This window comes from Pseudomonas fluorescens (assembly GCF_001708445.1).
Lineage (GTDB): Bacteria > Pseudomonadota > Gammaproteobacteria > Pseudomonadales > Pseudomonadaceae > Aquipseudomonas > Aquipseudomonas gorinensis.
In genome coordinates this window covers 4,475,668-4,501,788 of sequence record NZ_CP015637.1, presented here as the reverse complement: position 1 = coordinate 4,501,788, position 26,121 = coordinate 4,475,668, and the positions used below count along the sequence as shown (strand labels likewise).

General features: G+C 57.4%; 26 protein-coding genes, 1 tRNA gene and 1 pseudogene. 7 read left to right on the top strand and 21 right to left on the bottom strand.

Features of this window, described 5'->3' with window-relative positions; genetic code table 11:
• Positions 1-56 precede the first annotated feature (56 nt).
• A complete protein-coding gene (locus tag A7317_RS19945) occupies positions 57-344 on the top strand; it encodes a hypothetical protein (protein WP_219730552.1) in 288 nt (95 codons plus the stop codon).
• Position 345: 1 nt separating this feature from the next.
• On the opposite strand, the gene A7317_RS19940 is transcribed toward A7317_RS19945, so the two are convergent.
• Both A7317_RS19940 and A7317_RS19935 read right to left on the bottom strand, forming a co-directional pair.
• On the bottom strand, positions 346-654 hold the full coding sequence (locus A7317_RS19940; protein ID WP_069076669.1) for a plastocyanin/azurin family copper-binding protein: 309 nt from the start codon (positions 652-654) through the stop codon (positions 346-348).
• 12 nt (positions 655-666) lie between these two features.
• Positions 667-1,635: a metallophosphoesterase family protein gene (locus tag A7317_RS19935; RefSeq protein WP_069076668.1), complete on the bottom strand. Its 969-nt coding sequence runs from the start codon at positions 1,633-1,635 to the stop codon at positions 667-669.
• A gap of 153 nt (positions 1,636-1,788) precedes the next feature.
• Between A7317_RS19935 and A7317_RS19930 the strand changes: the two genes are divergently transcribed.
• A complete protein-coding gene (locus A7317_RS19930) occupies positions 1,789-2,301 on the top strand; it encodes a sigma-70 family RNA polymerase sigma factor (protein ID WP_069076667.1) in 513 nt (170 codons plus the stop codon).
• Positions 2,294-3,031 carry an anti-sigma factor family protein gene (locus tag A7317_RS19925; RefSeq protein ID WP_069076666.1) on the top strand — a complete coding sequence of 246 codons (738 nt, stop codon included), beginning with the start codon at positions 2,294-2,296 and terminating at the stop codon, positions 3,029-3,031. The genes A7317_RS19930 and A7317_RS19925 overlap by 8 nt, the downstream gene beginning before the upstream one ends.
• A gap of 142 nt (positions 3,032-3,173) precedes the next feature.
• On the opposite strand, the gene A7317_RS19920 is transcribed toward A7317_RS19925, so the two are convergent.
• From A7317_RS19920 to A7317_RS19885, 8 genes are all read right to left on the bottom strand, one after another.
• The gene (locus A7317_RS19920; protein WP_227496815.1) at positions 3,174-3,533 is read right to left on the bottom strand and encodes an NADPH-dependent F420 reductase; all 360 of its coding nucleotides are present in this window, start codon (positions 3,531-3,533) and stop codon (positions 3,174-3,176) included.
• Between the two features lie 84 nt (positions 3,534-3,617).
• Positions 3,618-4,181 carry a hypothetical protein gene (locus A7317_RS19915; RefSeq protein WP_069076665.1) on the bottom strand — a complete coding sequence of 188 codons (564 nt, stop codon included), beginning with the start codon at positions 4,179-4,181 and terminating at the stop codon, positions 3,618-3,620.
• Between the two features lie 257 nt (positions 4,182-4,438).
• Complete coding sequence (locus A7317_RS19910) at positions 4,439-5,149, bottom strand: sulfotransferase family protein (RefSeq protein WP_069076664.1); 711 nt, start codon at positions 5,147-5,149, stop codon at positions 4,439-4,441.
• 4 nt (positions 5,150-5,153) lie between these two features.
• Positions 5,154-6,485: an ABC transporter ATP-binding protein gene (locus A7317_RS19905; protein WP_069076663.1), complete on the bottom strand. Its 1,332-nt coding sequence runs from the start codon at positions 6,483-6,485 to the stop codon at positions 5,154-5,156.
• 479 nt (positions 6,486-6,964) lie between these two features.
• On the bottom strand, positions 6,965-7,864 hold the full coding sequence (locus A7317_RS19900) for a LysR family transcriptional regulator (protein WP_024076452.1): 900 nt from the start codon (positions 7,862-7,864) through the stop codon (positions 6,965-6,967).
• Positions 7,865-8,071: 207 nt separating this feature from the next.
• Entirely contained in the window at positions 8,072-9,214 is a 1,143-nt protein-coding gene (locus A7317_RS19895; RefSeq protein WP_069076662.1) for an FAD binding domain-containing protein, read from the bottom strand.
• A gap of 52 nt (positions 9,215-9,266) precedes the next feature.
• Positions 9,267-10,379: an alkene reductase gene (locus tag A7317_RS19890; protein WP_069076661.1), complete on the bottom strand. Its 1,113-nt coding sequence runs from the start codon at positions 10,377-10,379 to the stop codon at positions 9,267-9,269.
• A gap of 37 nt (positions 10,380-10,416) precedes the next feature.
• Positions 10,417-11,061 carry a DsbA family oxidoreductase gene (locus tag A7317_RS19885; protein WP_024076455.1) on the bottom strand — a complete coding sequence of 215 codons (645 nt, stop codon included), beginning with the start codon at positions 11,059-11,061 and terminating at the stop codon, positions 10,417-10,419.
• A 350-nt stretch (positions 11,062-11,411) separates the two neighbouring features.
• Between A7317_RS19885 and A7317_RS19880 the strand changes: the two genes are divergently transcribed.
• The 3 genes from A7317_RS19880 to A7317_RS19870 are packed head-to-tail and all read left to right on the top strand — an operon-like array spanning position 11,412 to position 15,399.
• A complete protein-coding gene (locus A7317_RS19880) occupies positions 11,412-12,686 on the top strand; it encodes a c-type cytochrome (protein WP_069076660.1) in 1,275 nt (424 codons plus the stop codon).
• On the top strand, positions 12,683-13,147 hold the full coding sequence (locus A7317_RS19875; protein WP_024076457.1) for a (2Fe-2S)-binding protein: 465 nt from the start codon (positions 12,683-12,685) through the stop codon (positions 13,145-13,147). The genes A7317_RS19880 and A7317_RS19875 overlap by 4 nt, the downstream gene beginning before the upstream one ends.
• Entirely contained in the window at positions 13,144-15,399 is a 2,256-nt protein-coding gene (locus tag A7317_RS19870) for a xanthine dehydrogenase family protein molybdopterin-binding subunit (RefSeq protein WP_069076659.1), read from the top strand. The genes A7317_RS19875 and A7317_RS19870 overlap by 4 nt, the downstream gene beginning before the upstream one ends.
• A 237-nt stretch (positions 15,400-15,636) precedes the next feature.
• Here A7317_RS19870 and A7317_RS19865 read toward each other — a convergent pair whose 3' ends face one another.
• Both A7317_RS19865 and A7317_RS19860 read right to left on the bottom strand, forming a co-directional pair.
• Positions 15,637-16,569: a LysR family transcriptional regulator gene (locus A7317_RS19865; RefSeq protein ID WP_069076658.1), complete on the bottom strand. Its 933-nt coding sequence runs from the start codon at positions 16,567-16,569 to the stop codon at positions 15,637-15,639.
• Positions 16,570-16,582: 13 nt separating this feature from the next.
• Positions 16,583-17,815, bottom strand: coding sequence for an MFS transporter (locus tag A7317_RS19860; RefSeq protein WP_024076460.1), 1,233 nt, complete (start codon positions 17,813-17,815; stop codon positions 16,583-16,585).
• Positions 17,816-18,055: 240 nt separating this feature from the next.
• Between A7317_RS19860 and A7317_RS31175 the strand changes: the two are divergent.
• Positions 18,056-18,307 (top strand): annotated as a pseudogene (locus tag A7317_RS31175) (integrase); the annotation flags it as partial.
• A 78-nt stretch (positions 18,308-18,385) separates the two neighbouring features.
• On the opposite strand, the gene A7317_RS19855 reads toward A7317_RS31175, so the two are convergent.
• From A7317_RS19855 to thrS, 9 genes are all read right to left on the bottom strand, one after another.
• Positions 18,386-18,462, bottom strand: a tRNA-Pro gene (locus A7317_RS19855).
• 90 nt (positions 18,463-18,552) lie between these two features.
• Entirely contained in the window at positions 18,553-18,909 is a 357-nt protein-coding gene (locus A7317_RS19850; protein WP_003174972.1) for a MerR family transcriptional regulator, read from the bottom strand.
• Positions 18,890-19,192: an integration host factor subunit alpha gene (gene ihfA / locus A7317_RS19845; RefSeq protein ID WP_002553164.1), complete on the bottom strand. Its 303-nt coding sequence runs from the start codon at positions 19,190-19,192 to the stop codon at positions 18,890-18,892. Before ihfA ends, A7317_RS19850 begins: the two co-directional genes overlap by 20 nt.
• Positions 19,193-19,195: 3 nt before the next feature.
• Positions 19,196-21,574 (bottom strand): phenylalanine--tRNA ligase subunit beta, encoded by a 2,379-nt coding sequence (pheT, locus tag A7317_RS19840; protein ID WP_069076657.1) that lies wholly within the window; start codon positions 21,572-21,574, stop codon positions 19,196-19,198.
• A 26-nt stretch (positions 21,575-21,600) separates the two neighbouring features.
• Positions 21,601-22,617, bottom strand: a complete 1,017-nt coding sequence (gene pheS / locus A7317_RS19835) for a phenylalanine--tRNA ligase subunit alpha (RefSeq protein WP_069076656.1) — start codon at positions 22,615-22,617, stop codon at positions 21,601-21,603.
• Between the two features lie 108 nt (positions 22,618-22,725).
• Positions 22,726-23,082 (bottom strand): 50S ribosomal protein L20, encoded by a 357-nt coding sequence (rplT, locus tag A7317_RS19830; RefSeq protein ID WP_002553161.1) that lies wholly within the window; start codon positions 23,080-23,082, stop codon positions 22,726-22,728.
• 30 nt (positions 23,083-23,112) lie between these two features.
• Positions 23,113-23,307, bottom strand: a complete 195-nt coding sequence (rpmI, locus tag A7317_RS19825) for a 50S ribosomal protein L35 (RefSeq protein ID WP_002553160.1) — start codon at positions 23,305-23,307, stop codon at positions 23,113-23,115.
• Positions 23,308-23,367: 60 nt separating this feature from the next.
• On the bottom strand, positions 23,368-23,919 hold the full coding sequence (infC, locus tag A7317_RS19820) for a translation initiation factor IF-3 (protein WP_169850653.1): 552 nt from the start codon (positions 23,917-23,919) through the stop codon (positions 23,368-23,370).
• Entirely contained in the window at positions 23,919-25,841 is a 1,923-nt protein-coding gene (thrS, locus tag A7317_RS19815; protein WP_024076468.1) for a threonine--tRNA ligase, read from the bottom strand. The genes infC and thrS overlap by 1 nt, the downstream gene beginning before the upstream one ends.
• Positions 25,842-26,121 lie beyond the last annotated feature (280 nt).

Genomic DNA, 26,121 nt, shown 5'->3' with positions numbered 1-26,121 from the left:
TTTGTAGATGATGGCGCGCCCGCTTCCACCGCGCCGGCCCTTGCGCAAGGACAGTCATGAAAGAAGTCACAACCCCCAGGCAGCGTAAGGAAAACCGCCTCGTGCACATCCACATTATTTACACCCACACAAAGATGCTGCTCTCCAAAAAACCTTACTCTTCATGGGTAGAGATTCAGAATCAGTACCCTGACTACCTGACATCGCTTGGCCCCTGGGATGACCAAGCCGTTATCGAATACCTGGCAGACGAATATTGCCAACTCTCTCCGCCCCCGAAGGAGCAGGTCGCGGCCTTCATCGCGGCAACTGAAGAGACAACGGTACTGACGTTTTCCGGCTAGATTATTGAGTCACGATAATCCTCCCGATCATCTGCGGATGCAGCGCACAGAAGTACTCAAACTCCCCTGGGGTATCGAACACCCAGGAAAAACTATCGTCCGTATCCAGCGCTCCCGAGCGAAACACCTTGTGGGTTTCCGCGACCGTGTGCGGGACCTGATCGTCGTTCACCCACGTCACTTTGGTGCCCACGGCCACGGTCAGATCCTTGGGGTCGAACATGAATTGCTTGATGTCGATCTTCACTTCCTGCGCCCACACCGGCATCGACAACATCAGGCACAGCAGCGCCAACAGTCGCGTTTTCATTTGTCCACCCTCTTAAACCAATGTCGAGTCAATCAGCGCCAACGGGTGATCGCCCTGCGTGGCACGCACCTCGGTAACCCCCAGATAATTGCGCAACTGATCCGCCGCCACCGTCATCGGCCCCGGTGAAGGTGCCGCACCCGGTGCAGGTTGCGGATACGCCGTGCCACGGGCGGTGTGGAAGGTGATGTTGCCTTCGACCTTCTGAATGACCTGGTGAATATGCCCGTTCAGCACCGTCACCGAACCAAACTTGCGCAGCATCGCGATCGCCTGATCGCCGTCCTCGGTGCCCCAGCCCCATGGCTGATAAATCGTCCACAACGGAATGTGGGTGAAGACGACGATGGGTGTACTGCTCGACACCACGCGCAAGTCATCCGCCAGCCAGGCGAGTTGATCGGCGCCGAGATTGGCCTCACGCCCCGCTTGAAAATTGAAGACATTCACCAGCGCAATGAAATGCACGCCGTGATCGTCGAAGCTATACCAGCCATTGCCTTTGGTGCCCTTGCCATAACGCTCCAGATAGAGCGCGCCGCCGCCCGCATCGAGCGTGTCGTGCTCGCCCGGCACGTAATGCACGGTGGACGGCAGCGCCTTGAGCAACTGCGCCGACGTGTCGAATTCCTCGGCTTTGGACAGGTGGGTAATGTCGCCGGTATGAAGGATCAGCGAAGGCCGTTTCGGCAGCGCAATAACTTTGTCGATCGCCACTTGCAGGGTCTTCACCGGCTCCGGATTGGCCTCCTTGTTGAAGCCGATGTGCGAGTCGCTGATCTGTACGAAGTGGAAGGTGCTGTCCAACGCCTCGGGATCGGAAACGTTGCCCGCCGCATCCAGCGCAAAGGCTTTCGGAATGCCGCCATGCAAGGCCCAGATGACGCCGGCCCCGGCCCACGCCGAACACTTGAGCAGCGTGCGCCGGTCCGGGTTGAGCAAGCCGTCGGTGCGGCGTTGAGGTTTTGTGTGCATGGCCATCGGTGTGTCCTCGCGGGCGAACTACAGTGAGGTAGCTGACACGAGGGAAACCTTGCGCGGTGGCGGTTTATTCCGAGCCAAAAAATAAATTCTTTTGCGGGAATAAACGCCCGCGCAGCACAGTTATAGAGGTGTGACGGTGCGGAACCGACCATGAAGCAATTCGAGGAACTGATAGCGCCCCATCTGGACGCCGCCTACAACCTCGCGCGCTGGCTGACCGGCAACGACAGCGCCGCGCGCGACGTTGTGCAGGAAAGCGCGTTGCGCGCCTTCAGGTTTTTGCAGCGCTTTGCCGATGGCAATGCCAGGGCGTGGTTCCTGGCTATCGTGCGCAACGAAAGCTACACCTGGCTCAAAGCCTCGGCCGGGCGGCATTGGGTGGCCATCGAAGACGACATCGGCGAGCATGAAGGCGCACTCAGCCACAGCCAGACCCCGGAATTGCTGGCCATTCACACCGAAAACGTCGCGTTGCTCCAGCAAGCCCTCAGCGCCCTGCCGCCAGCGTATCGCGAGGTGATCGTGCTCAAAGAACTCGAAGACCTGCCCTACAAAGACATCGCCCTGGTGGCCGACATTCCGATGGGCACCGTCATGTCGCGACTGGCCCGGGCGCGCGCGATGCTCAAGATTGAATTACTGAAGTTGCACGATCATGAATGAGCTTGATTGCCCGGTTTGCCGGGTTCGGTTGCAAGGTTATGTGGATCAGGAACTGGATCCTGCTTTGGCTGCGGATGTGTCTGCGCATCTGGTTTTGTGCAGGGAATGCGCGCGGGTGTGTGAAGAAGTAAAAGCGCTGAAGGTCAGCGTGAAGCGCCATGCTGCGTATTACCCGGCGCCGGCAGCGTTAGCCACCCGTATCTTCGCGCCTGAAGCACCTGCCATTGGCCTAATGGAACGCTGGCGGAAATGGCTCGCCCCAGCGTTCTCTGCGACGACGTTGGCGCTGGCCGCGATGCTTTACATCGCAACGCCCGACGGCGAACAACCGCTGATGGACGAAGCCGTCTCCAGCCACGTGCGCTCGCTGATGGGCGAACACCTCAACGACGTCGTTTCCTCCGACCGTCACACCGTCAAACCGTGGTTCGCCGGCAAACTCGACTTCTCGCCACCGGTGGTCGACTACACGGCGCAAGGGTTTGTGCTGCTGGGCGGACGCCTTGATTATCTGCAACACCAGACCATAGCAGCACTGAGCTATGGCCGGGCGAAACACATTATCAACGTGTTCATACTGCCCACCCCCGAAGCTGACAAACCTCAGCAAACCCAATCAATCCGAGGCTTCAACGTCGTCTCGTGGCAAGCTAAGCACATGCGCTACGTCCTTGTTTCCGATGTAGAAAAAGGCGAACTGCAGACCCTCGGCCAACTCATCCAGAACTGAAGACAGATAAGTACGCCCATAGGGAGAGGGCATGACCACTACACCCCACGCGCGTAATGCCAGATGCCAGTCCCGGGAATCACTCGTCAACGGCAGTCCGGTCTCCCGGGGAAAATACTGCGCGTTATTCAGCGTTGTGCGATCAGATCTTGATGAAGTTCTGCGCAGACAGCGAGCCAAAAGGCAGCGATGCCAGATGCCCACCAACGTCAAGCGACCCCAGGTCAACGGGATAGAAGCCGGTCTCTTCAATGATCTTACGCACGTCTGCCTTTGCGGCTGCATCATCGCCTGAGTAGAACAAGACGCGCTTGCCGCCCGCCACTTCCGGCTCCGCCAGCACTGCCACATCAAGGTGGTTGAAGGCTTTGACAACCCGCGCGCCTGGGACGAACTGAGCGAATACCTCGCTCGAATACTTGCCACCCAGATCGACCGCCTTGATTCCATAGGTCGCGAGTGGGAAGAGGCAAAACGACATCACGCTCGATTGGGTTTTCATTAGTACCGATATTTCCCGCCAGATGCAAAAAGCCCAGCGTGGGGCTGGGCTGTCAGATCTGCCATTGGCCTTCTCGGAAGCCTGCTACTTCAAAATCTCATACCAGATCCGCGCATTCACCAGCATTCTGACTGCGTTGACTTTGTCGATCGCATACTGCGGGGCTGTCTCCCAAGGTAGCGAACTGCCTGTAAAAACCAACAGCGGCTCATTCGTGCCGCGCTCAAGCACCAGTCGAGCGTTAATAGATGTGAACTCAGGCTTGGCATTCAACGTATCGCGCATAATCAGGCGCTGCATTGGCGGAAGCTGACTCCAGGCAACAAACTCTTTGATCGGCTCCAGCCCAGCTGGAAATGTGTCGCGATGTAAGGTATTTCCAAACGTCTTACAAACTTGCCCCATGTCATCAGTGAAGTCGATCCATTGATTGTTATCGGCTATCCGTGCGGGCAGCATTGTATTCCGAAAATTGGGATTAGAACTCAGCATGCCTGACTCACCATCAAAGTGACTGTACTTAATGTCCGTTCGACTGAACTCATAAAAGCGCAAGGTTGCATACTTGTCGAAAGTCGACACAGCTGAGCAGCCAGGCAGCAGGAGCGAGGGAATAACGAGCGACAACGCTATCAAGATTTTACGCATGGGCATCCTTGCGATTCAGGCGGATAGTGCAACTTGGACTCCAAGCACTGTACCCAGTACCCAACCAGGCATCCAGCGCGCATGGAATGCCAGTGACGGCTGATCCGGGAGCGATAGTGCGCTACATCAGCGGGTCAGTGGGGCTGGATGCGTCGTCAACCAGAACACTGCTGCTAAACTTATCCACAATTGCTGGGGCAAAAATCAGCAATCCGTCCTGGGTCAATTATCAATCGGCTGGGTGGGTCAGCTTTCCGTCAGCGCCAACACCTGTTCTTCCAGTCTGAGAAGTCAGCCTCGAGCAGCTCGCTCAATGCGTCGATCTTGTCAGCATAGAGCCGATGCAACACTTGCAACAATTCCGGTCGGATAGCAGATTTGTAGCCCTCGAAGACCGGCCGAGATAACTCGGGACGATGAGTCTCGGAGAAAAACTCACCCAAGCCAATGTGACTCAGTACCCTGTTGGCGAAACCAACGGGGTCGTGCGCAATCGTTTCGTAGCGAGAAATCAAAAAGCTCTCACGAGGATAGACCGACATCCAGTTTCTCAAGCAGTTGGCGTAGTCACCACGCTGCAACGATCCCTGCGATTTGAAATGATCAATGAACCACTGATCAGACGCTTCACAAAACTCCATTTCGGCTCGGCGCAGTGCCATCCTGGCAGAAGACCATGCTCGCTCAATCGGATTTCGCATCAGATAAACGATACGTAAGCTGGGAAAGTATTGGTGCACTTCACGAATCCGGTCGAGTGGCAGAATTGCATAGGCAGGAGTGATGTCGCCATTGCAGCGTTCCTCACTGAACAAACTGCTGTACCAGCCAACACCATTCAGGTAGTGAGCATCCCAGAAGTGAACTTCCTTGCCAGCTGGAAAGCTTACACTTGGATGCTTGCTCAACACTTCGTATAACCAGCTAGTGCCGCTTTTCTGGGCACCAATTCCGATAAACCTTAACATCCAATCACTCTACCAAAGACCATTCCGGCGCACATGAGAAATCCACGAGACCAAGCCCGAACTGCTTGCTTTCCGCACTCACGCGAAAGCACAACGCATCGACGACGCGATGAAGATGGTGGAATCCCTCACCACAATCCCCGGATACGCCAGCATTGAGAAAATACAATCCTTCATTGAGGCGACAGACAAAACTGTACTCCACCGACAGCACGGAACCGGATGAAACAACCACGATTCCCTCTGCGATCTGCTTGGCTGAAGTAGCCCCTCCCAACTCCACGCCAGTGGGAGTCTTGATCAGCATACCAAAACGGACATTCCTAGCATCACGATCAAAGCGCACACGGTAGGTATAGCGATAAGTTTCTCCTGCCTTGAGACAATTAACCTTTTGCCCTTGGATGTTGAGTAACTGAGGATCAGAGATCAATGCACCACGAGATTCATAAGACAGCACAGTCTTGGAAACAAGGTGCGGATCGAAATATCCCGCCATTTCCTGACATAGCTCATCCACTTCTCCAGGCTCAGCCAACTCGGGACTCGGAGGCGCCTCGATACCAGCCAACATTTGTTCGCGCATGACCTTGGCTTTGTCGGCAGGAGCGTTCAGCAGCCGCTGATACTTACCAACCACTGATTTGGGCGTGCCTTCAGTAATCTTTTTACCACCATCCAGCAGAATCGCCCGGTCACACAGGCTCACAACCGTATTACTTGCATGGGAAACGAACAAAATGGTTGCACCTTGGGCCTTGATAGCCTCGATCCGCGCATAGCATTTGCGCTGGAAGAGCTCATCCCCCACAGCCAGCGCCTCATCGACAATCAGGATCTGCGGGTCGACATTGATAGCCACAGCAAAAGCCAGCCGCACCATCATGCCACTGGAGTAATTCTTGACCGGCTGATCTATGAAGTCTTCAATCTCTGCAAAGGCGAGTATGGACTCAAAGCGTGCTGCAGTTTCCGCATTGGAAAGTCCAAGTATGGAAGCATTCATGTAAACATTCTCTCGCCCACTGAACTCGGGGTTGAAACCCGACCCCAACTCTAGCAGCGCGGCAATACGGCCATGTGTAGTTATCTCACCGGAAGTAGGGGTCAGAGTGCCGCAAATCATCTGCAACAACGTAGACTTTCCACTCCCATTGCGACCAACAATGCCAACTGTCTCGCCTTTATTTATTACAAAAGAAACATCATCTAGCGCCACAAACTCCTTATAGTGCTTTTCCCTACTGAACATCTGCAGCAGACGCGCGCGCGGGCTGGCGTATATTCGAAAATGCTTGCTAACACTTTTAACCTGTATTGAAAACTCAGAACACATCTGCAAAACCTTTACGCGCGATTTGGAAGAAAGCAAATCCTGCCCAGAGACACACCAAGGAGATCACCAAGTATTTTGTCAAGCCGATGAAGTCCGACATTCTGCCCCAAATCAAAACATCGCGCGCCTGTTCAATCACAAAAAGTCAAAGGATTAGCCATGATCAGAGGCTGAACGGAAGCTGGCAGGCCTCACGCACATGAAAAAGGCCAATGCTGTGAACATTGGCCTAAGTCATTGAAAAATATGGTCGGGACGGAGTGATTCGAACACTCGCCCCCCTAGCACCCTTGCCCACCCCGATAAGACTGTTTGAGCTGCCAACTGCGTCATGCTGACGTCCTGTTCTAAACGAAATTTTTTGTCAGTGGCCGCGGGATGCTGCGTTGACGACCGGGGGCAGTTGATGGATGCCACTGTACGAACTCAAGCACGCGGGGAAATGTGCAACGCGGTCTTGCCTGATGCACGAGACGCGCTTAGGGCGTGATTATTTCCTGAAGAAACGCTATGAATACATTGATGCGACTGGAGCCACGATGGTTGGGCAGATACAGCGCATTGATGCAGGTGCTTGCACTGCCTGGGTTGACCTCATATTGCTCCAACACCCGCGTCAGCCGACCTGCACTGACATCCTCACGTACCAGCCAATCGGCCAACAGCGTCACCCCGCCACCGGCCAAGGCAGCCTCGCGCAGAATGTCGGCATTGTTGCTTTGCAGCCGTCCCTGCACATTCAAGCGGATGACGTCCTCATCCCCCTGGAATGTCCATTGGTGGTGGCCCATGCGGTAATCGAAACGTAAGCACTGGTGCTCCAGCAAGTCGCAAGGGTGTCGGGGCAGTCCGGTTCGTGCCAGGTATTCGGGACTCGCCACAACCCAGCGCTGGAACTCGCCCAACTGCCTGCTGATGATGTCGTCACTGACAACCGATGAACCGAGACGTACTGACACATCAATTTGTTCGCTGAGCAGGTCACTGATCTCGTCGCTCAGCAAGAGACTGATTTCCAGACCGGGATGGCGTTCAAGCAGCCGCCCCAAGTGCGGGGCGATGATTCGCCGGCCGAACTCCACCGGGACACTGACCCGCAGACGCCCCTGAGCTTCGCTGCCACGATCGGCAACGACGGCATCCGCTTCATCGATGGCCTCCAGGATCGCCACGGCCTTATCGAAATAGTGCTGCCCCGCCACTGTGACGCTCGTATTGCGCGTGGTGCGGTTGAGCAGGCTGGCGCCCAACTCACTTTCCAGCCCCGCGACCTGCCGCGTCACCGACGACGTGGAGATGCCGAGCTTACGCGCTGCAGATGAGTACCCCCCACAGCGTACCGTTTCGACAAACATTTTCAGCGCAAGCAACTTGTCCATGAACGGACTCCGAAATCGAAAGGTAAAGGTGGCGACTGTGCATGACCAGGCAATGGGAATCTTGCATGGCTGTGCTCAATGGCCTGATTAAAGAGGCCTGCGACCCTACAATTGATCGGATGACAATCAAAAAACGACAAATAACCGATTGATCAATAGAGTGGCATCCCGGGGCAGGTACAGGTTGGCCGGTGTGAACCGCACCCATCAGGCTTGCGCGATGCCCATGATCCGATTGCCCATATTCACTCCCCAATCCGCCATGCGCTTGCCTTCTGCAAGTTGCTGTCGCTGCCAGGCCAGCAGTGCATGATCGAGGTCGCCGCTGTCATCGATTGTTTGCGCCAGGGACAGTGCATTGCGGGCGGCCTTGGCCGTGCTTCCGGCGGTATGAGGACGCGGCACAAAAGCGGCATCCCCCGTCAACAGCACACGGCCAAACACCATTTGCGGGACGTTGAGATCAAGGATCGCCTGCACAAAAATATCCTTGGTCTGGCGAATCAGTTCCCGAAAAGCCGGGTTCGCCTGCCGCTCACCCATTTCCCGAATGTAAGCATCCTGCCCCGTGGCCAAGGCCCCGGGTGGAATGGAGTGACTACGCCGATGGCCATTGCGGTCAGTGAGCACAGCGTCCAGTTCCGGCCCTTGTGCAGCTTTCAAATACCACAGCCAATTGAACCGACGCTCGCCAGGATTAACGGAGCCATTCACGCCCGGGACCATGTATTCCAGCATCAGCGATTCAGGGTCCTGTTGAAAAACAAAGTCCTCGTAAAGCTGCGTTTTGGCGAAGTCTGGAAGTTGCTCTTCATCGACCAGCCCACGCCACACCACATACCCCGAATAAGTAGGTACCGCTCCAGGCAGCACCATGCTTCGTACGGTTGAACCCGCGCCATCGGCACCAATCAGCAGGTCACCCTCTGCACTGCCGCCATCTGCAAAAGTCGCAGTCACCCTGTGCTCATTCTGGGTCAGATCCACCAACGTCTTGCCACGGTGATAATGCTCGGCAGGAAACGCAGAAAATAATGCGCTGTATAACGTATTCCAGGACGTCTGGGTTTGCGGCATCGGCTCTTTATGCACGATGCTACCGACTCGATCCAGATAGAGACGATCATGGGACCGGACGCCGAGCGCACCTGCCGGATGAATGCCCGCATAGCGAAAATGGTGCAGGACATCCGCCTGCAAAACGATGCCCCCGCCACGACTGTCCATCGCCGCAGGGGATCGCTCGTAAATATCGACCTGCCAACCAATCGCGCGCAACGCCGTGGCGGCGAACAGCCCTCCCAGGGAACCACCAATGACCAAGGCCTTCGGAACACCTGAACGCTTCATTACCTTTCTCCTCGTTGCCGGGTGATTTCCCCGGCTGCGGTTTAGCGTTGCGTTATGCCAACACCGGATAGTCGATGTACCCCTTGGCGTCGCCACCAAAAAAGCTGTTGCCGTCAGCCACGTTGAGTTCGTTGCGACCGCGCAAGCGAGCCGGTAAGTCGGGGTTGGCAATGAACGGGCGACCAAACGCGATGAGGTCCGCACGGCCCTGCGCAATGGCCTGTTCGGCCGTTTCGCCGGAGTAGCCTCCCGCCAACATCAGAACGCCGTGGAAGTCATTACGCAGTTGCTTGATGATCGCGTCCCAGCGTGGGTCGTTACTTTCATCGAGCACTGTGCCAACCATCATCGGTTCTACCAGGTGCAGGTACGCGAGATTCCAGTGATTGAGCCGGGATGCGATGTAGCCAAAGGTTTGTTCCGGGGTGTCATCGCCCATCCCCATGAAACGTCCCATCGGTGTCAGGCGGACAGCTACGCGTTCGGCGCCTACTTGCGCGGTCACGGCGTCCACGACTTCAAGCAGCAACCGGGCACGGTTTTCGATACTTCCACCGTAGCGATCACTTCGCTGATTGCTGGCGCTGTTGATGAATTGGTCGAGCAGGTAACCATTGCCGGCGTGAATTTCCACACCGTCCATACCCGCCAGGATCGCGTTGCGAGCGGCCTTGCGGAAGTCGGCAACGATCGCTTCGATTCCTGGAATGTCCAGCGCTTGAGGGACAGGTACATCACCCCATACGCCCTCGCCCTCTTCATTGAGTATGAAGGTCTTGCCGGGTACCGGTTGCGCGGTGGGCGCCACCGGCAAGCCGCCGTTGGGCTGGAACACCGGGTGCGACACTCGCCCCACATGCCAGAGCTGCAGGAAAATGCGCCCGCCTTCTGCGTGCACGGCCTCGCTGACCGCCTTCCAGCCCTGGATCTGCTCGTCGCTATGGATGCCGGGGGTCCAGGCGTAACCCTGGCCCTGCTGCGAAATCTGCGTAGCCTCGGTAATGATCAATGCGGCACTGGCACGCTGACGGTAGTACTCGACGTTCATCGATGTCGGTACGTTGCCAGGTTGCCCCGCCCGCGAACGAGTCAGAGGCGCCATGGCGACGCGGTGCTTGAGGGTGAGTTGGCCAAGTTTGATCGGGCTGAACAAGTGATGAGTCATGATGATTTCCTGAATGAATAGGGATTGGAAAAACGCCTTAAGCGGCTTCGCTTCGTTTCAGTATCCGGGTCATTATTTCGACGGGCTGGGCGCCACTGATCACGTCATCTGCGATCTGAATGCTGGGCACCGAGCGCACACCGGATGCCTTGGTTTGGGCTTCGAGCTTCAAGACTTCAGCCGTGCCTTCATCGGACTTGAGAAAGTCGACAATAACCGCTCGGTCCTGCCCGGTTTCGGCGGCGATGTCGGCCAGTATCGTGAGGTCGCCGATATCCCGCCCCTCGCCGAAGTACGCCTTGAAAATGGCCTTGACCAGCGTCGACGCGTCTCGACCCGCCTGTTGCTCGCGCCATACCAACCGATGCGCGGCCAGGGTGTTGGGCGTTTTTTTGACTCGCTCGTAATCGAACTCAAGCCCGACCGCCTTACCCGCGTGGGTGACCTGTGCGTCCATCGCCTGGCTACGTGCCCAACTGCCGAATTTGCCAGAGCGATAGACTTTGCGATCCATGCCTTGAACGGGCATGTCAGGGTTCAACTGATAAGGCAGGAAGCCGATGGGGCGGTCCGTTGATAAACCCGAAGCAGCCAGAGCGCGTTCGAGATGTTCCTCACCGATCCAGCACCATGGGCAGATGAAGTCGTAAGTCACTTGAATTGTGGATGAGTGCAAACTCATGACGGTCTCCGTGGTTGAGTGTTTCCCCCCCCCAAGGTAGGGGCCGGAGCGCCGCCAGAGAATCCGTCGGTTGCACAACGTAGCTTTTCGCAAAACGCAACGATGCGCCGATCACGCCTTCGGCGCGCCACGGTCCTTGAGCGCCTGTCTTTGGACACAGGCGCACGCTGCGCGAGTTAACGGTTGTTGATTCGGTCACCGTTGCGCCTGGCGCAATGTAGCGTTGCGCCTTGATGGGGTACTCCATCACAAGCGCCCTCTCTAAGCTCACGTCATGGAAAATCGCCGTACGCCCATCGCACGCGGCGGATTGAAAAATCTGTCGTTAATTCAGCTCGAGAGGTAAGGCGATGAAGCGCAAAACGATCATCGGTGTCGTTCTGGCGATCGGCGTCGTGGGGTTAGGGTTTGCGTTCTGGATGATGTGGAGGCCGGAAATTGCCACGGTCAGCCAGCCCCTGAATGCCGATCGCGAAACCCTGGACAGAGGCCGCCGCGTCGTCGAAGCCGGAGACTGTGCGGTCTGTCACACACGGCCAGGAGGCGCCTACATGGCCGGCGGTTTGCCGCTGGTAACGCCTTTCGGAACCCTCTTCACCACCAACATTACACCGGACCCGGAGTCCGGTATCGGAAAGTGGTCGCTGGACGCCTTTGAACGGGCCATGCGTGAAGGCATCGCGCGTGACGGCCATTTCCTCTATCCGGCGTTCCCCTACGTGCATTATCGAAAGATGAGCGACGCCGATATCGCCGACGCCTATGCCTACCTGATGAGCGTGGACCCGATCACATACACCGCGCCGCAGAACCATATGGTCTTCCCCATGAACTTCCGTCCGCTGGTGTCCTTCTGGAACTTGTTGTTCCTGCATGGAGATCCGCTGGAGCCACTTCCCAACCAGTCAGCACAATGGAACCGCGGACGCTACCTGGTCGAGGGAGCGGGACATTGTTCATCCTGCCATTCGCCCCTGAATCTGATTGGCGGGGAAAAAAGCAGCGAACGGTTCAACGGTGGTGTCGTCGACGGCTGGACAGCCCCTGCCCTGCGCGGAATGACCGAGGCGCAACACCCCTGGAACGAAGCCCAGTTGGTCGCCTATCTGACGGGCGAGGTCGCCGAAGGACACGGCGCAGCAGCGGGCCCGATGTTGCCGGTCAGTCTGAGCATCGCGCAATTGCCGACGGAAGATGCCCATGCCATCGCGCAGTACATTCTCGACCTCAAGAAAACCTCATCGGATGCCCCATCGCCGCCCTGCACTTCTGGGGTCAAGCCCAGCGCCAGAGCACTTATGGGCGCCTCATTGTTCGACGGCGCCTGCGCGAGTTGCCACGGCGGCGCGGCGCCGATGCGCGTCATTGAATCGCGGCCGGCGCTGGCGAACACCTCGGCGGTGATGGAGGACTCGCCACGCAATTTGATCCAGACCATCCTGCAGGGCATCCCCATGTCCAGCGCCGCTTCCAGCCACTACATGCCTGCCTTCGCCCCTAGCCTGGACGACACCCATGTGGCTGCACTTGCCGAGTACTTGCGCAACCAAAGTTGCGCGAACCGTCCCTGGACGGATCTCGATAAGACCATCAAAAGCATTCGGGCTCAGGAGCAGCAACCGTGATCACACTCGATATCAACGGCAAGACTCACGAACTGGACATCGCGGACGACATGCCCCTGCTGTATGCCTTGCGCAATCAAGTGGGGCTCAACGGCGCCAAATACGGCTGCGGTCTGGGTCAATGTGGCGCCTGCACGGTGCTAGTGAACGACAAACCGGTGTTTTCCTGCCTGACGCCCTGCGGTGCGCTGGCGGGCAAATCGGTGCGCACGGTCGAGAGCCTCGGCAGCGCTGACCAACCGGGTGCCTTGCAGAAAGCCTTTATCGAGGAACAGGCGGCCCAGTGCGGCTATTGCATCGCCGGAATGATCGTCCGCGCACAGGCGCTATTGGAAGCCAACCCCCATCCGGACGATGAAACGATCCGTCGCCACATGGCACCCAACTTGTGCCGCTGCGGCACCCATGTGCGAATCCTCGCCGCTATCAAGTCGGTCATCGCGCAAGGGGGCAAGGTATGAAAACCTCAACGCAAAAAGTCGATCTGAGCCGCCGCGCCTTCATGATAAATGGCGCATTGGTGATGGGGTTCGCACTGCTCCCGGCCATTCCTCGCGCCTTCGCCGACACTGAAGTAGACACCTTGGGGACAGAGATCCTCGCCCCCGACCTGCCGGGCAGCCTGCGCGCCACTCCTCACCTGGACGCCTGGATCCGCATTGATGCGAAAGATGGCATCACCGTCTACACCGGCAAAGTGGAACTGGGCACTGGCGTCAAAACTGCGCTCCTGCAGATCGCCGCCGAGCGGCTGGAAGTACCGCCCACGCTCATCCGTTTTCTCACCGCCGACACCGCACTGACCCCCAATGAAGGGTATACCGCCGGCAGCCATACGATCGTCGACAGCGGCACCGCGCTGTTCAACGCCGCGGCCCAGGTGCGTCAATTATTGCTCGAGTCCGCGGCACGGCAATGGCACCTCAACGTCGACAGCCTGACCACGCGGGACGCGGTGATCTACGATGCGCAAGGCCGCAGCATGACCTACGCACAAGCCGTGGCAGGGGTCCAACTGCATCGTTTTGCATCGGCCAACTCGCCCTTCAAGCCAGCCAGCCGTTTCACCCTGATCGGCCAATCACTGCCTCGACTGGACATCCCGGCCAAAGTCAGCGGCGGTGCAGCCTACGTGCAGGATATGCGCCTGCCCGATATGCTGCATGCCCGCGTGATACGGCCACCCCGGCGCGGCAGTCAGCTTCTGGAGATTGACGAGGCCGCCCTCGGGAAACTGCCCGGCGAGGTGAAACTGATCCGCAACGGCAGCTACCTTGCCGTGGTCGCCACCGATGAATGGCTGGCGGTCAAAGCAATGCGCGAGGGCTATGCCACGGCCCGCTGGACAGCAGGTAACCCGCTGCCCGACTCGACACACATCCATCAACTCCTCACCGAATTGCCGGCGCGACGCTACCCGGTGAGTGCCAAGGGTGACCTCCCGCAACCGACACCACACGCCTACAAGGCCCGGGTGACCAAGCAATACCTGATGCACGGCTCCATCGGCCCCTCCTGCGCAGTGGCCTGGTTCAAGGATGGCACACTGACCGTGTGGACCCACTCTCAAGGTGTCTATCCATTGCGTGCGGGTATCGCCGAGATGGTCGGCCTGCCGGTGGCTCAGGTGCGGTGCATCCACGCTGAAGGCTCCGGTTGCTATGGCCACAACGGCGCCGATGACGCCGCCGCCGACGCCGCGCTGATCGCCATGGCCATTCCCGGCAAGCCGATACGGGTGCAATGGATGCGCGAACAGGAAAATCTCTGGGAGCCCTACAGCTCGGCCATGCTTGCCGAAGTGGAAGCAGGACTGGACGACAGCGGGCGGCTTCGCGACTGGACATACGAACTCTGGAGTACGCCGCACAACGAACGTATCGTCAACGCCGGGCGCCTGTTGCCGGCGTGGCTGTTGGCCAATCCCTTCACCCCGGCACCGTCGGTACCGATCGCTCAGCCCGAAGGCGACGGCGACCGCAATGCCGTTCCGTTGTATGAGATCCCCAACCTGAAGGTCGATCTTAACTTTGTACTGACCATGCCATTCAGGACCTCGGCCATGCGTTCGCTCGGTGCCCATATCAACATCTTCGCCATCGAGAGCACCGTCGATGAACTGGCGGCCAGGGCCACCGTCGACCCGGTACAATTTCGCCTGAATCACTTGAGCGATCCGCGAGCACGGGCGGTGGTGGAGCGCGTGGCCGCTGAGTTCCGCTGGCCGCAAAAAGCAACGGGCCCCGGCAGCGGAGTCGGCTTTGCCTTTGCCCGCTACAAAAACATCATGGGTTACTGCGCAATCGCCGTGCAGTTGCATGTGCAGCGCCAGACTGGACAGGTGACGATTGATCGCGTTGTCGCCGCCGTCGACGTGGGGCAAATTGTCAGCCCCGACGGGCTGCTCAATCAGATCCAGGGTGGCATCGTGCAGTCCGCCAGTTGGACGCTCTATGAGCGAATCCTCTATGACGCCAGTGGCATACACAGCTTCGACTGGAGCGGCTATCCGATCATGCGTTTTCCGGATTTGCCGCAACAGGTCGAGGTCCACCTGATTGATCAGCCGGATCAGCCATTTCTTGGTGCGGCGGAAATCGTCCAGGGCCCCATGGCCGCAGCACTGGGCAATGCCATCAACGATGCCACCGGCAAGCGCTTGCTCGATCTGCCGCTGGCGCGACGTGGCTGGCAGGAGGCGCTGGAGTCATGACCGATCCGGGCGGTGTCGACTTTATGCCCTTCGGCCACAAGTCAGCCAGCCGATGCCGGCGAAACGTCTGAATCGGTAGCCACGCGCACGCTCATGAGCGCCTGGCGCTCATGCAGCAACCCGTTAACGCGAACACGAGGAATCCCACTGATATACCTCGTCGTACACGCGGTCTATCAGTGCCTCTTTGCTGGGGAAATATCGATAGAGTTTTGCAGGCGCTTGAGCATTTCAATGCTATCTCCTGACAGCATCGTTCGAAAACGAGCCTTCAGGCCCTAGCAATTCGCTGATGAAATCGATAAACGCATTGACGCGCTTGGAGCCACGATGATTGGGAAGATACAGTGCGGAAATGGCCGAACTGGCATCGTTCGGATTGATAACGAAAGACTCGAACAATGAAGTCAAATCACCGCTGCCAATATCGTCGTTGACGAGCCAGTCAGGTAACAGAGCCACTCCACCGCCCGCCAACGCAACCTCACGCAAAACCTCGGCATTGTTGCTTTTGAAGCGGCCCTCAATCGGTACTCGAGTCTCCTCACCTTCCTTCAGGAAAGTCCACACCTGTTGCTTTGGGCCGTAACTGAAACGCAGGCACTCGTACTGCATGAGGTCCATGGGATGTTCAGGAAAGCCATGTGCATTCAGGTACTCGGCACTGGCCACCACCCGGCGCTTGAAATGACCGACGGGACGACTGACGACACCATCCATGGCGGCTGCCGATCCCAATCGAATCGCCAGATCGACGCGCTCCCCCAGTAATTCAACGATGTCATCGGAGAGCGTCATGTCCAACACAAGTTGAGGGTATCGCTTCAACAGCGAGGCAATATGAGGTGCAATCAGACGACGCCCCAGCGCTACGGGCACGGAAATACGAAGATGGCCCGCAGGGAGTTCCCCGCGGTCACTGACCGAGGCATCCGCCTCGGCGACAGCATTCAGCACTTCCCGCGCTTTCAAGTAGTAGGCGGCCCCGGCATCTGACAATGAGATTTGACGCGTGGATCGATTAAGCAAGACAGCGCCCAGTTCCGCCTCAAGCCCATCGATCATCCGAGTCACAGAAGACGTCGCCAGGCCTAACTGTCGAGCGGCAGAAGAAAAGCCCTTCGAATCCACAGCCTGGACGAACATCTTCAATGCGAGCAGCTTGTCCATGACACTCCTTGACTCACCCGTTGTTCATATTGAGCATTGTGCCAGTTCGGGTCCGACGAGAAACCACCGAGAAGACGACTAGAGCTACCAGCGACAATGCGCTTCCCACCGCAGCAATTGCCAGCCAGCCGGCATGTTCATAAAGCAAACTGGCTACCGAAGAACCGATTGCCCCCCCAATAAAGATACTGATCATGTACAACGCATTCAGACGGCCTCTGTTGGCAGTGCCCAATGCATAGACAGCTCGCTGGCCAAGCACCATGTTCATTTGCACTGCAAAATCCAGTGCTATCCCGGTGACGGCCAACCCAATCACACCGTAAAAGGGATTGATGAAGGCCGGAAGGAAACTCAATACACCCAGCACCATGGCCACCTGCGACGCTCGTCGAGTATGGCCTGCATCGGCAAGACGGCCACTGATAGGTGCAGCAATGGCACCGATGGCGCCAACCAGAGAGAAAATCGCAATCTGACTTTGCGTGAGGCCGAACTCACGACTCAATATCAATGGCACAGCGGTCCAGAACAAACTGAACGCCGCAAACATCAGCCCTTGATAGAGCGCGCGCTGACGCAGCACGGGCTCGCGGCAAAACAGTTGGCCAAGGGACATCAGCAATTGGCCGTACGAGGCACGATGGGTCGGTTGCCATTTAGGCAGGGTCATGCCAATCACGATGGCGATAACGAGCATCAAGGCGGCGGCCCCGACAAACACCACCCGCCAGCCCAAATGATCGGCAACCAGGCTCGACAGCGGCCGCGCCAGCAGAATCCCTAGCAGCAAGCCCCCCATAATCCCGCCAACCACCCGACCGCGAGACTCTTCTGATGCCAGATGTGCCGCTAACGGAATAAGCATCTGCACGGAGACTGAGCTGAAACCGATGAGTGCCGACACCACTAGAAATACACTCGGCTGCTTGGATAAACCGGCGGCGACCAGGCTGAAGATCGTAATCACGATCGTCGCGATCATCAGCCGACGGTTTTCTACCAGGTCCGCCAAGGGCACCAGGAAAAACAATCCGAGCGCATAACCAATCTGGGTCAGCGAAACGATGAAACTCGCGCTCCCACTCGACATGCCGATATCCGGGGCGATCAAGCTAATAATCGGTTGTGCGTAATAGATGTTGGCCACGATGGCACCGCAACAAAAAGCAAATAGAAGCACCAGCCCCTTTGTCATTGATGCTTTTTGTATCGTCGCTGCTGTATCACGTGTAGAAAGGCCCATGCCATAGACTCCTGAGGTTCGACAGCGGTGACCTTCCAACGAAGGTCACTCGCATTCATGTTTGCCAGGCCAACAACATAGGCGGCAGTGCACCTCGAGAGAATATGGCCGGGACGCAACGTCGCGTTGCGTCGTGCGCAAGAGATGCCCGGGCTGGGTCGATAACAGCAACTGCACACATCAGGTTTGGACGCCATCAGAGCGCCCTATTGATATGTCCAAATTCATTAGGCCGGCTCATATCTGACGCGAGCGTTCAAGGCGGTCAGCGAGGCGGCGAGCGGCTACGCGGGATGGAAGGAAGAGGAGATGCCAGGCTTCCACGAAGTGCGAGCTCTGTCGGTGCACCTGTAAGAGAAAGCCGGAAAGGATGAGCAAAAGATCACTGGTCATGCGAGCGAGGGCATGACCAAAAACTACCAGCGGGACCACGATGAAATCATCTGGGCAGAAGCAATCCCGGACCTGAATATCAGTGAAATCACCGGGTAGTTTTGCGTTGATTTTGCGCAGGCACAAAAAAGCCGATCTGTTAGATCGGCTCAATTGTCTGATTTTACTCAGGAATAATGGTCGGGACGGAGTGATTCGAACACTCGACCCCTAGCACCCCATGCTAGTGCGCTACCGGACTGCGCTACGCCCCGACTAGGCGTGTTACTGGGTTCGCTTCGCAACGAAGCGATCAGGAATATACCGCAAGCTTTTGAAATGTGGAAGTATTTTAAAAGCTTGAATCATTTCTTCAACACCACCAGCACATCTTCGAGTTCGGAGATCATCTGGCGGATCAGTTGCTTGTATTGGGTGGTGTCGTCTTTGGCTTCATCACCGGACATGCGCTGGCGGGCGCCGCTGATGGTGAACCCCTGGTCATACAGCAACGCACGGATCTGTCGGATCATCAGCACATCCTGGCGCTGATAATACCGACGGTTCCCGGTACGCTTGACGGGGTTGAGTTGAGGAAACTCCTGCTCCCAGTAGCGCAGCACGTGCGGTTTTACCGCACATAGCTCGCTGACTTCACCAATGGTGAAGTAGCGTTTGCCTGGGATGACGGGTAGCTCGTCGTTATGACTTGGTTCCAGCATAAGCCTCAACTCGGGCCTTCAACTTCTGCCCTGGACGAAAGGTGACCACACGGCGAGCCGTGATCGGGATTTCTTCTCCCGTTTTTGGATTGCGGCCAGGCCGCTGGCGTTTGTCCCGCAGGTCAAAATTGCCGAAACCGGACAATTTGACCTGTTCATTGTCTTCCAGAGCGTGTCTGATTTCTTCAAAAAACAGCTCAACCAATTCCTTGGCCTCGCGCTTGTTCAGACCCAACTCTTCGTACAGACGTTCCGCCATCTCAGCTTTCGTCAAAGCCCCCATACGTCACTTCCTTAACGTGGCGTTTAACCTTTGTTCGAGCGAGGTGAGGATATTTTGTGTCGTGGTGTTCACCTCATCGTCATTAAGAGTGCGCGATGGATGCTGCCAGGTCAAGCCAACTGCAAGGCTTTTTCTATGCGGATCAATGCCTTTACCCTGATAGACGTCAAATAGCCTGAGGTCTGTCAGCCATTCCCCTGCATTTTCACGGATTACATCCAGGACGGCAGTGGCGGCGACTTCGCGGTCGGCGATCAGGGCCAGGTCTCGACGCACTTCAGGGAAGCGCGACAGCTCGCTGAATTTAGGCATCTTGCCCGAAGCGACTTCCGCCAGGACCAACTCAAAGACGAAGACCGGACGGTCAAGGCCGAGGGTTTTCGACAGTTCCGGGTGAATGGCGCCGACGAAGCCTACCAGGCGACCTTCGCGCTCGATACGCGCGGTCTGGCCAGGGTGCAGCGCCGGGTGGTTGCCTGGAACGAAGGTGAAATCACCCAATGCACCGGCAAAACCCAATACGGCTTCCACGTCAGCCTTGACGTCGAAGAAGTCCACCGCATCACGACCTTGTGCCCAGCCTTCCGGCAGACGGCTACCGCACACTACACCGGCCAGCATCGGTTCCTGCTTCAAGCCGTCCAGTTGGCCGACAAAGCGCAGGCCGCTTTCGAACATGCGCACGCGATCCTGCTGACGATTCAGGTTGTGGGAAAGCGCTTTCACCAGGCCTGGCCACAGGGACGAACGCATGGCGGCCATGTCGTTAGAAATCGGATTGGCCAACAACAACGGCTCGACACCGGGGTTGAACAGTTCGAACTGCTTCGGATCGATGAAGCTGTAGGTCACGGCTTCCTGGTAACCACGGGCAACCAGCAGACGACGCAGCTCAGGCAGGTGTGCACGCGCCTCCGCCTTGGGTTGCGGTGCCAGGCGTGCTTGCGGGTAACGAACCGGTAGACGGTTGTAGCCGTACAGGCGGGCAAGTTCTTCGATCAGGTCGACTTCCAGGCTGATATCGAAACGATGGCTTGGCACTTCAACGCGCCACTGCCCTTCCCCGCCTGCGGAAATACCCAGGCCGAGAGCCGACAGAAGTCGCTCAATCTCAGCAGGCTCAATCACCAGGCCGAGCATTTGCTCGACGCTCTTGGCGCGCAGGGTGATAGGTGCAACGGACGGCAGATGCTGTTCGCTCACGGCCTCGGTAATCGGGCCGGCTTCGCCACCGGTGATGTCCAGCAGCAGGCCAGTGGCGCGCTCCATGGCTTCACGGGCGAGCTGCCAGTCTACGCCACGCTCATAACGGTGCGACGCATCGGTATGCAGGCCGTAGGAACGGGCCTTGCCAGCGATGGCGATCTGGTCGAAGAATGCGCTCTCAAGGAAGATGTCACGCGTGGTCGAGGACACGCCGCTGTGCTCACCCCCCATCACGCCAGCAATCGCCAGGGCGCGGGAATGGTCGGCGATTACCAGGGTGTCAGCCCGTAGCGTTACTTCCTGGCCGTCAAGCAATACCAGCTTCTCGCCTTCTTCTGCCATGCGCACACGGATGCCGCCATTGATTTCGGCGAGATCGAACGCGTGCAGTGGTTGGCCCAGCTCGATCATCACATAGTTGGTGATGTCGACGGCAGCGTCGATGCTGCGCACGTCAGCGCGACGCAGGCGCTCAACCATCCATAGCGGGGTGGGCTTGGACAGGTCGACGTTGCGGATCACACGGCCCAGGTAACGAGGACACGCGTTTGGCGCCAGCACCTCAATCGGGCGGACTTCGTCGTGCACCGCAGGGACGGCGGTAATCACGGGCCGGGTGACCGGGACGTCGTACAGCGCGCCCACTTCACGCGCCAGGCCCGCCAGGGACAGGCAGTCGCCACGGTTCGGGGTCAGGTCAACCTCGATGCTGGCGTCTTCCAGTTCCAAATAGGCACGAATGTCCTGGCCCACTGGCGCGTCGGCCGGCAGCTCCATCAGGCCATCGTTGCCCTCGCCTACCTGCAGTTCAGCCTGGGAGCACAGCATTCCGTTGGACTCGACACCGCGCAGCTTGGCTTTCTTGATCTTGAAGTCACCTGGCAGTTCGGCGCCGATCATGGCGAACGGGATCTTCAGGCCCGGACGCACATTGGGCGCTCCGCACACGACCTGGAAGGTTTCCGTGCCATTGCTGACCTGGCATACACGCAACTTGTCGGCGTCAGGATGCTGCTCGGTGCTCAGCACCTCGCCCACAACCACGCCACTGAATACGCCAGCAGCCGGGGTAACACTATCGACCTCAAGACCGGCCATCGACAGACGAGCAACCAGCTCGTCGCGATTTACCTGCGGGCTTACCCAGCCACGCAGCCATTGTTCACTGAATTTCATCCTGCTCTCCTAAAGATTCGTTACGACTAGCGAAATTGCGCGAGGAACCGCAAGTCGTTGTCGAAGAACAGACGCAAGTCGTTCACGCCGTAACGCAGCATGGCCAGACGCTCAACGCCCATGCCGAAGGCAAAGCCCGAGAACTCTTCCGGGTCGATCCCGGACATGCGCAGCACGTTGGGGTGAACCATGCCGCAGCCCATCACTTCCAACCAACCCGTCTGCTTGCAGACGCGGCAGCCTTTACCGCTGCACATCACACATTCCATGTCGACTTCAGCGGACGGCTCGGTGAACGGGAAGAACGATGGACGGAAACGCACCGCCAACTCTTTCTCGAAGAACACCCGCAGGAACTCTTCGATGGTGCCCTTGAGGTCGGCGAAGTTGATATCGCGATCAACCAGCAGGCCTTCGACCTGGTGGAACATCGGCGAGTGGGTGATATCGGAGTCGCTGCGGTACACACGGCCTGGGCAGACGATGCGGATCGGCGGCTTCTGCGCTTCCATGGTGCGGACCTGTACCGGCGAGGTATGGGTGCGCAACAGCATGTTCGCATTGAAATAGAAGGTGTCGTGCATCGACCGGGCCGGGTGATGGCCGGGGATGTTGAGCGCCTCGAAGTTGTGATAGTCGTCTTCGACCTCAGGGCCTTCGGCGATGCCGTAGCCGATGTGAGTGAAGAACTGCTCGATACGTTCCAGAGTCCGGGTAATCGGATGCAGACCGCCCGAAGCCTGGCCACGGCCAGGCAGGGTCACGTCAATGGACTCGGCGGCGAGCTTGGCCGCAAGATCGGCCTCCTCGAGCGACGCCTTGCGCGCATTGAGAACCTCTGTGACACGCTCCTTGGCAACGTTGATCAGCGCACCGACTTGCGGACGCTCTTCAGCCGGCAAATTTCCCAGGGTCTTCATCACCTGAGTCAATTCACCCTTCTTGCCAAGGTAGTGAACCCGGATTTGCTCCAGGGCATTGATATCTTCAGCGCTTTGCACAGCCTCAAGAGCTTGAGCGACGAGCGCGTCCAGGTTTTCCATGTACAGACTCCAGATACAAAATAGGGGAAGAGCTTGAAGGCTCTTCCCCTATTTAAGACGTTTAACACCTTGGGCTACAGAGTAACCCAGGGTGACTGTCGGGGGTACTTAAGCCAAGGTGGCTTTAGCTTTCTCGACAATCGCAGCAAACGCCGCTTTTTCGTTCACTGCCAGATCAGCCAGAACCTTACGGTCGATCTCGATGGACGCTTTTTTCAGGCCAGCAATGAAACGGCTGTAGGACAGACCGTTAACACGAGCACCAGCGTTGATACGAGCGATCCACAGAGCGCGGAACTGACGTTTTTTCTGACGACGGTCACGGTAGGCGTATTGGCCTGCCTTGATTACCGCTTGCTTGGCAACACGGAATACGCGTGAGCGTGCGCCGTAGTAGCCTTTAGCAAGTTTCAGAATTTTTTTGTGACGTTTACGGGCAATGACGCCACGCTTTACACGAGCCATGAGTTACTTCCTCTAGTCTTGATCCAAAAATTAACGAAGGCGCAGCATGCGCTCGACTTTTGCCACGTCAGACGGATGCAGCAAGCTGCTACCGCGCAGTTGACGCTTACGCTTGGTCGACATTTTGGTCAGGATGTGGCTCTTGAAAGCGTGCTTGTGCTTGATACCGTTAGCAGTTTTCAGAAACCGCTTAGCAGCACCACTTTTAGTCTTCATCTTTGGCATGTTCGGATACTCCGCATTCAGTTGATAAACATAATCAGAAGGCCTGCCGTGCCCTGTTGATTACTTCTTCTTTTTCGGGGCGATGACCATGATCAGCTGGCGTCCTTCCATCTTAGGATGCTGTTCGACCGAACCGTACTCGAGCAGGTCAGCTTCAACCCGCTTGAGGAGTTCCATCCCCAGCTCCTGGTGGGCCATCTCACGGCCGCGGAATCGCAAGGATACCTTGGCCCTGTCCCCATCACTCAGGAAACGTACCAGGTTGCGCAGTTTTACCTGGTAATCCCCTTCCTCCGTCCCTGGACGAAACTTGATTTCTTTTACTTGAATCTGCTTCTGGTTCTTCTTCGCCGCAGCAATCTGCTTCTTCTTTTCGAAGATCGACTTGCCGTAGTCCATCACCCGGCAAACAGGCGGGACTGCGTCGGCGGAAATTTCCACCAGGTCCAATTTGGACTCTTCAGCGATACGAAGCGCTTCATCAATCGAGACGATGCCAATCTGCTCGCCGTCAGCGCCAATTAACCGAACCTCGCGTGCCGAGATATTCTCGTTGATCGGGGCTTTCGGTGCAGCTCGTTTATCTTGTCTCATTTCACGCTTAATAATAATTACTCCGAATCTGGGCGACCACGCCGGGAAACCGCTTGCGCGAGGAACTCAGCGAACTGGGCGACGGGCATCGAGCCCAGGTCAGCACCTTCACGAGTACGCACAGCGACAGTCTGCATCTCGACTTCCCGATCTCCGATAACCAAAAGATAGGGAACCTTGAGCAAAGTATGCTCGCGGATTTTAAAGCCGATCTTTTCATTTCTCAAGTCGGACTTGGCACGAAATCCGCTTTCGTTGAGAGTTTTTTCAACTTCAGCGGCAAAATCTGCCTGTTTATCAGTGATATTCATGATCACTGCCTGGGTCGGAGCCAGCCACGCGGGGAACGCACCCTCGTAGTGCTCGATCAGGATCCCGACGAACCGTTCGAACGAGCCAAGGATCGCCCGGTGCAACATGACCGGGTGTTTACGGCTGTTGTCTTCGGAGACGTATTCGGCTCCCAGACGGATCGGCAGGTTAAAATCGAGCTGCAAGGTACCACATTGCCAGACACGGCCAAGGCAATCTTTCAGCGAGAACTCGATTTTAGGCCCGTAGAACGCGCCCTCACCCGGTTGCAGATCGTACGCAAGGCCCGCGCTGTCTAGCGCAGCGGCGAGTGCCGCTTCGGCGCGGTCCCATAGCTCGTCGGAACCGACGCGCTTTTCCGGACGAGTGGACAGCTTCATTTCGACTTCGGTAAAACCGAAATCGCGATAAACGTCCATAGTCAGCTTGATAAATGCAGCGGACTCCGCCTGCATCTGTTCTTCGGTGCAGAAGATGTGTGCGTCGTCCTGGGTGAAGCCGCGTACGCGCATGATGCCGTGCAATGCACCCGATGGCTCGTTACGGTGGCAGGCACCGAACTCGGCCAGGCGCATCGGCAACTCGCGGTAGCTCTTCAAGCCCTGGTTGAACACCTGCACGTGGCAAGGGCAGTTCATCGGTTTGATGGCGTAGTCGCGGTTTTCCGACTGGGTGGTGAACATATTGTCGGCGTAGTTGGCCCAGTGCCCGGATTTCTCCCACAGGCTACGGTCAACAACCTGAGGAGTCTTGATCTCCAGGTAGCCGTTCTCACGCTGCACCTTGCGCATGTACTGTTCAAGCACCTGGTACAGGGTCCAGCCGTTCGGGTGCCAGAACACCATGCCCGGCGCTTCTTCCTGGAGGTGAAACAGGTTCAGGCGCTTGCCGATCTTGCGGTGGTCGCGTTTCTCGGCTTCTTCGATGCGCTGGATGTAGGCCGCCAGCTGCTTCTTGTCAGCCCAGGCGGTGCCGTAGATCCGCTGCAGTTGCTCGTTCTTGGCATCGCCGCGCCAGTAGGCACCGGACAGCTTGGTCAGCTTGAACGACTTGAGGAAACGCGTATTCGGTACGTGCGGGCCACGGCACATGTCGACGTATTCTTCATGGTAATACAGGCCCATGGCCTGTTCGTCCGGCATGTCTTCTACCAGGCGCAGCTTGTAGTCTTCGCCACGCGCAGTAAACACGTCGATCACTTCGGCGCGTGGGGTGACTTTTTTGATGACGTCGTAATCTTTTTCGATCAGCGCGTGCATGCGCTGTTCGATGGCGGCCAGGTCGTCCGGCGTAAAAGGACGCTCGTAGGCGATGTCGTAATAGAAACCTTCGTCAATGACCGGGCCGATCACCATTTTCGCGGTGGGGTACAACTGCTTGACCGCGTGGCCAATCAGGTGCGCGCAAGAGTGACGAATGATCTCCAGCCCCTCTTGGTCCTTGGGCGTGATGATCTGCAGGCTGGCGTCGGAGGTAATCAGGTCGCTGGCGTCGACCAGCTTGCCGTCGACCTTGCCGGCCACGGTGGCCTTGGCCAGGCCGGCACCAATGGATGCGGCGACCTCGGCGACGGAAACCGAATGATCGAATGAACGTTGACTGCCATCGGGAAGAGTAATAGTTGGCATGGCGCCTCCTCTCCTAGTGGTGACCCCTACCAAAGGTCACGTGGGTTGGGATGAGCCAGTACAAGATCCAACACCAGGCCGTTCAGCAACGAACGCCTGCCTTACAGCGGCAGGAGCCTTTCGGCAAACCGATAATCGAACCAGAGTGACTGGAGTGAACAAAAGGAACATGGCAAGGCGGCAAATGGCGCGCCCGGGAATAGCCAGGTGGCTGATGCTAGCACAGATGAACGGTCATCGCGCCGGCGCCATCCGACGTAAAGACAAATTCCAGCCTTTA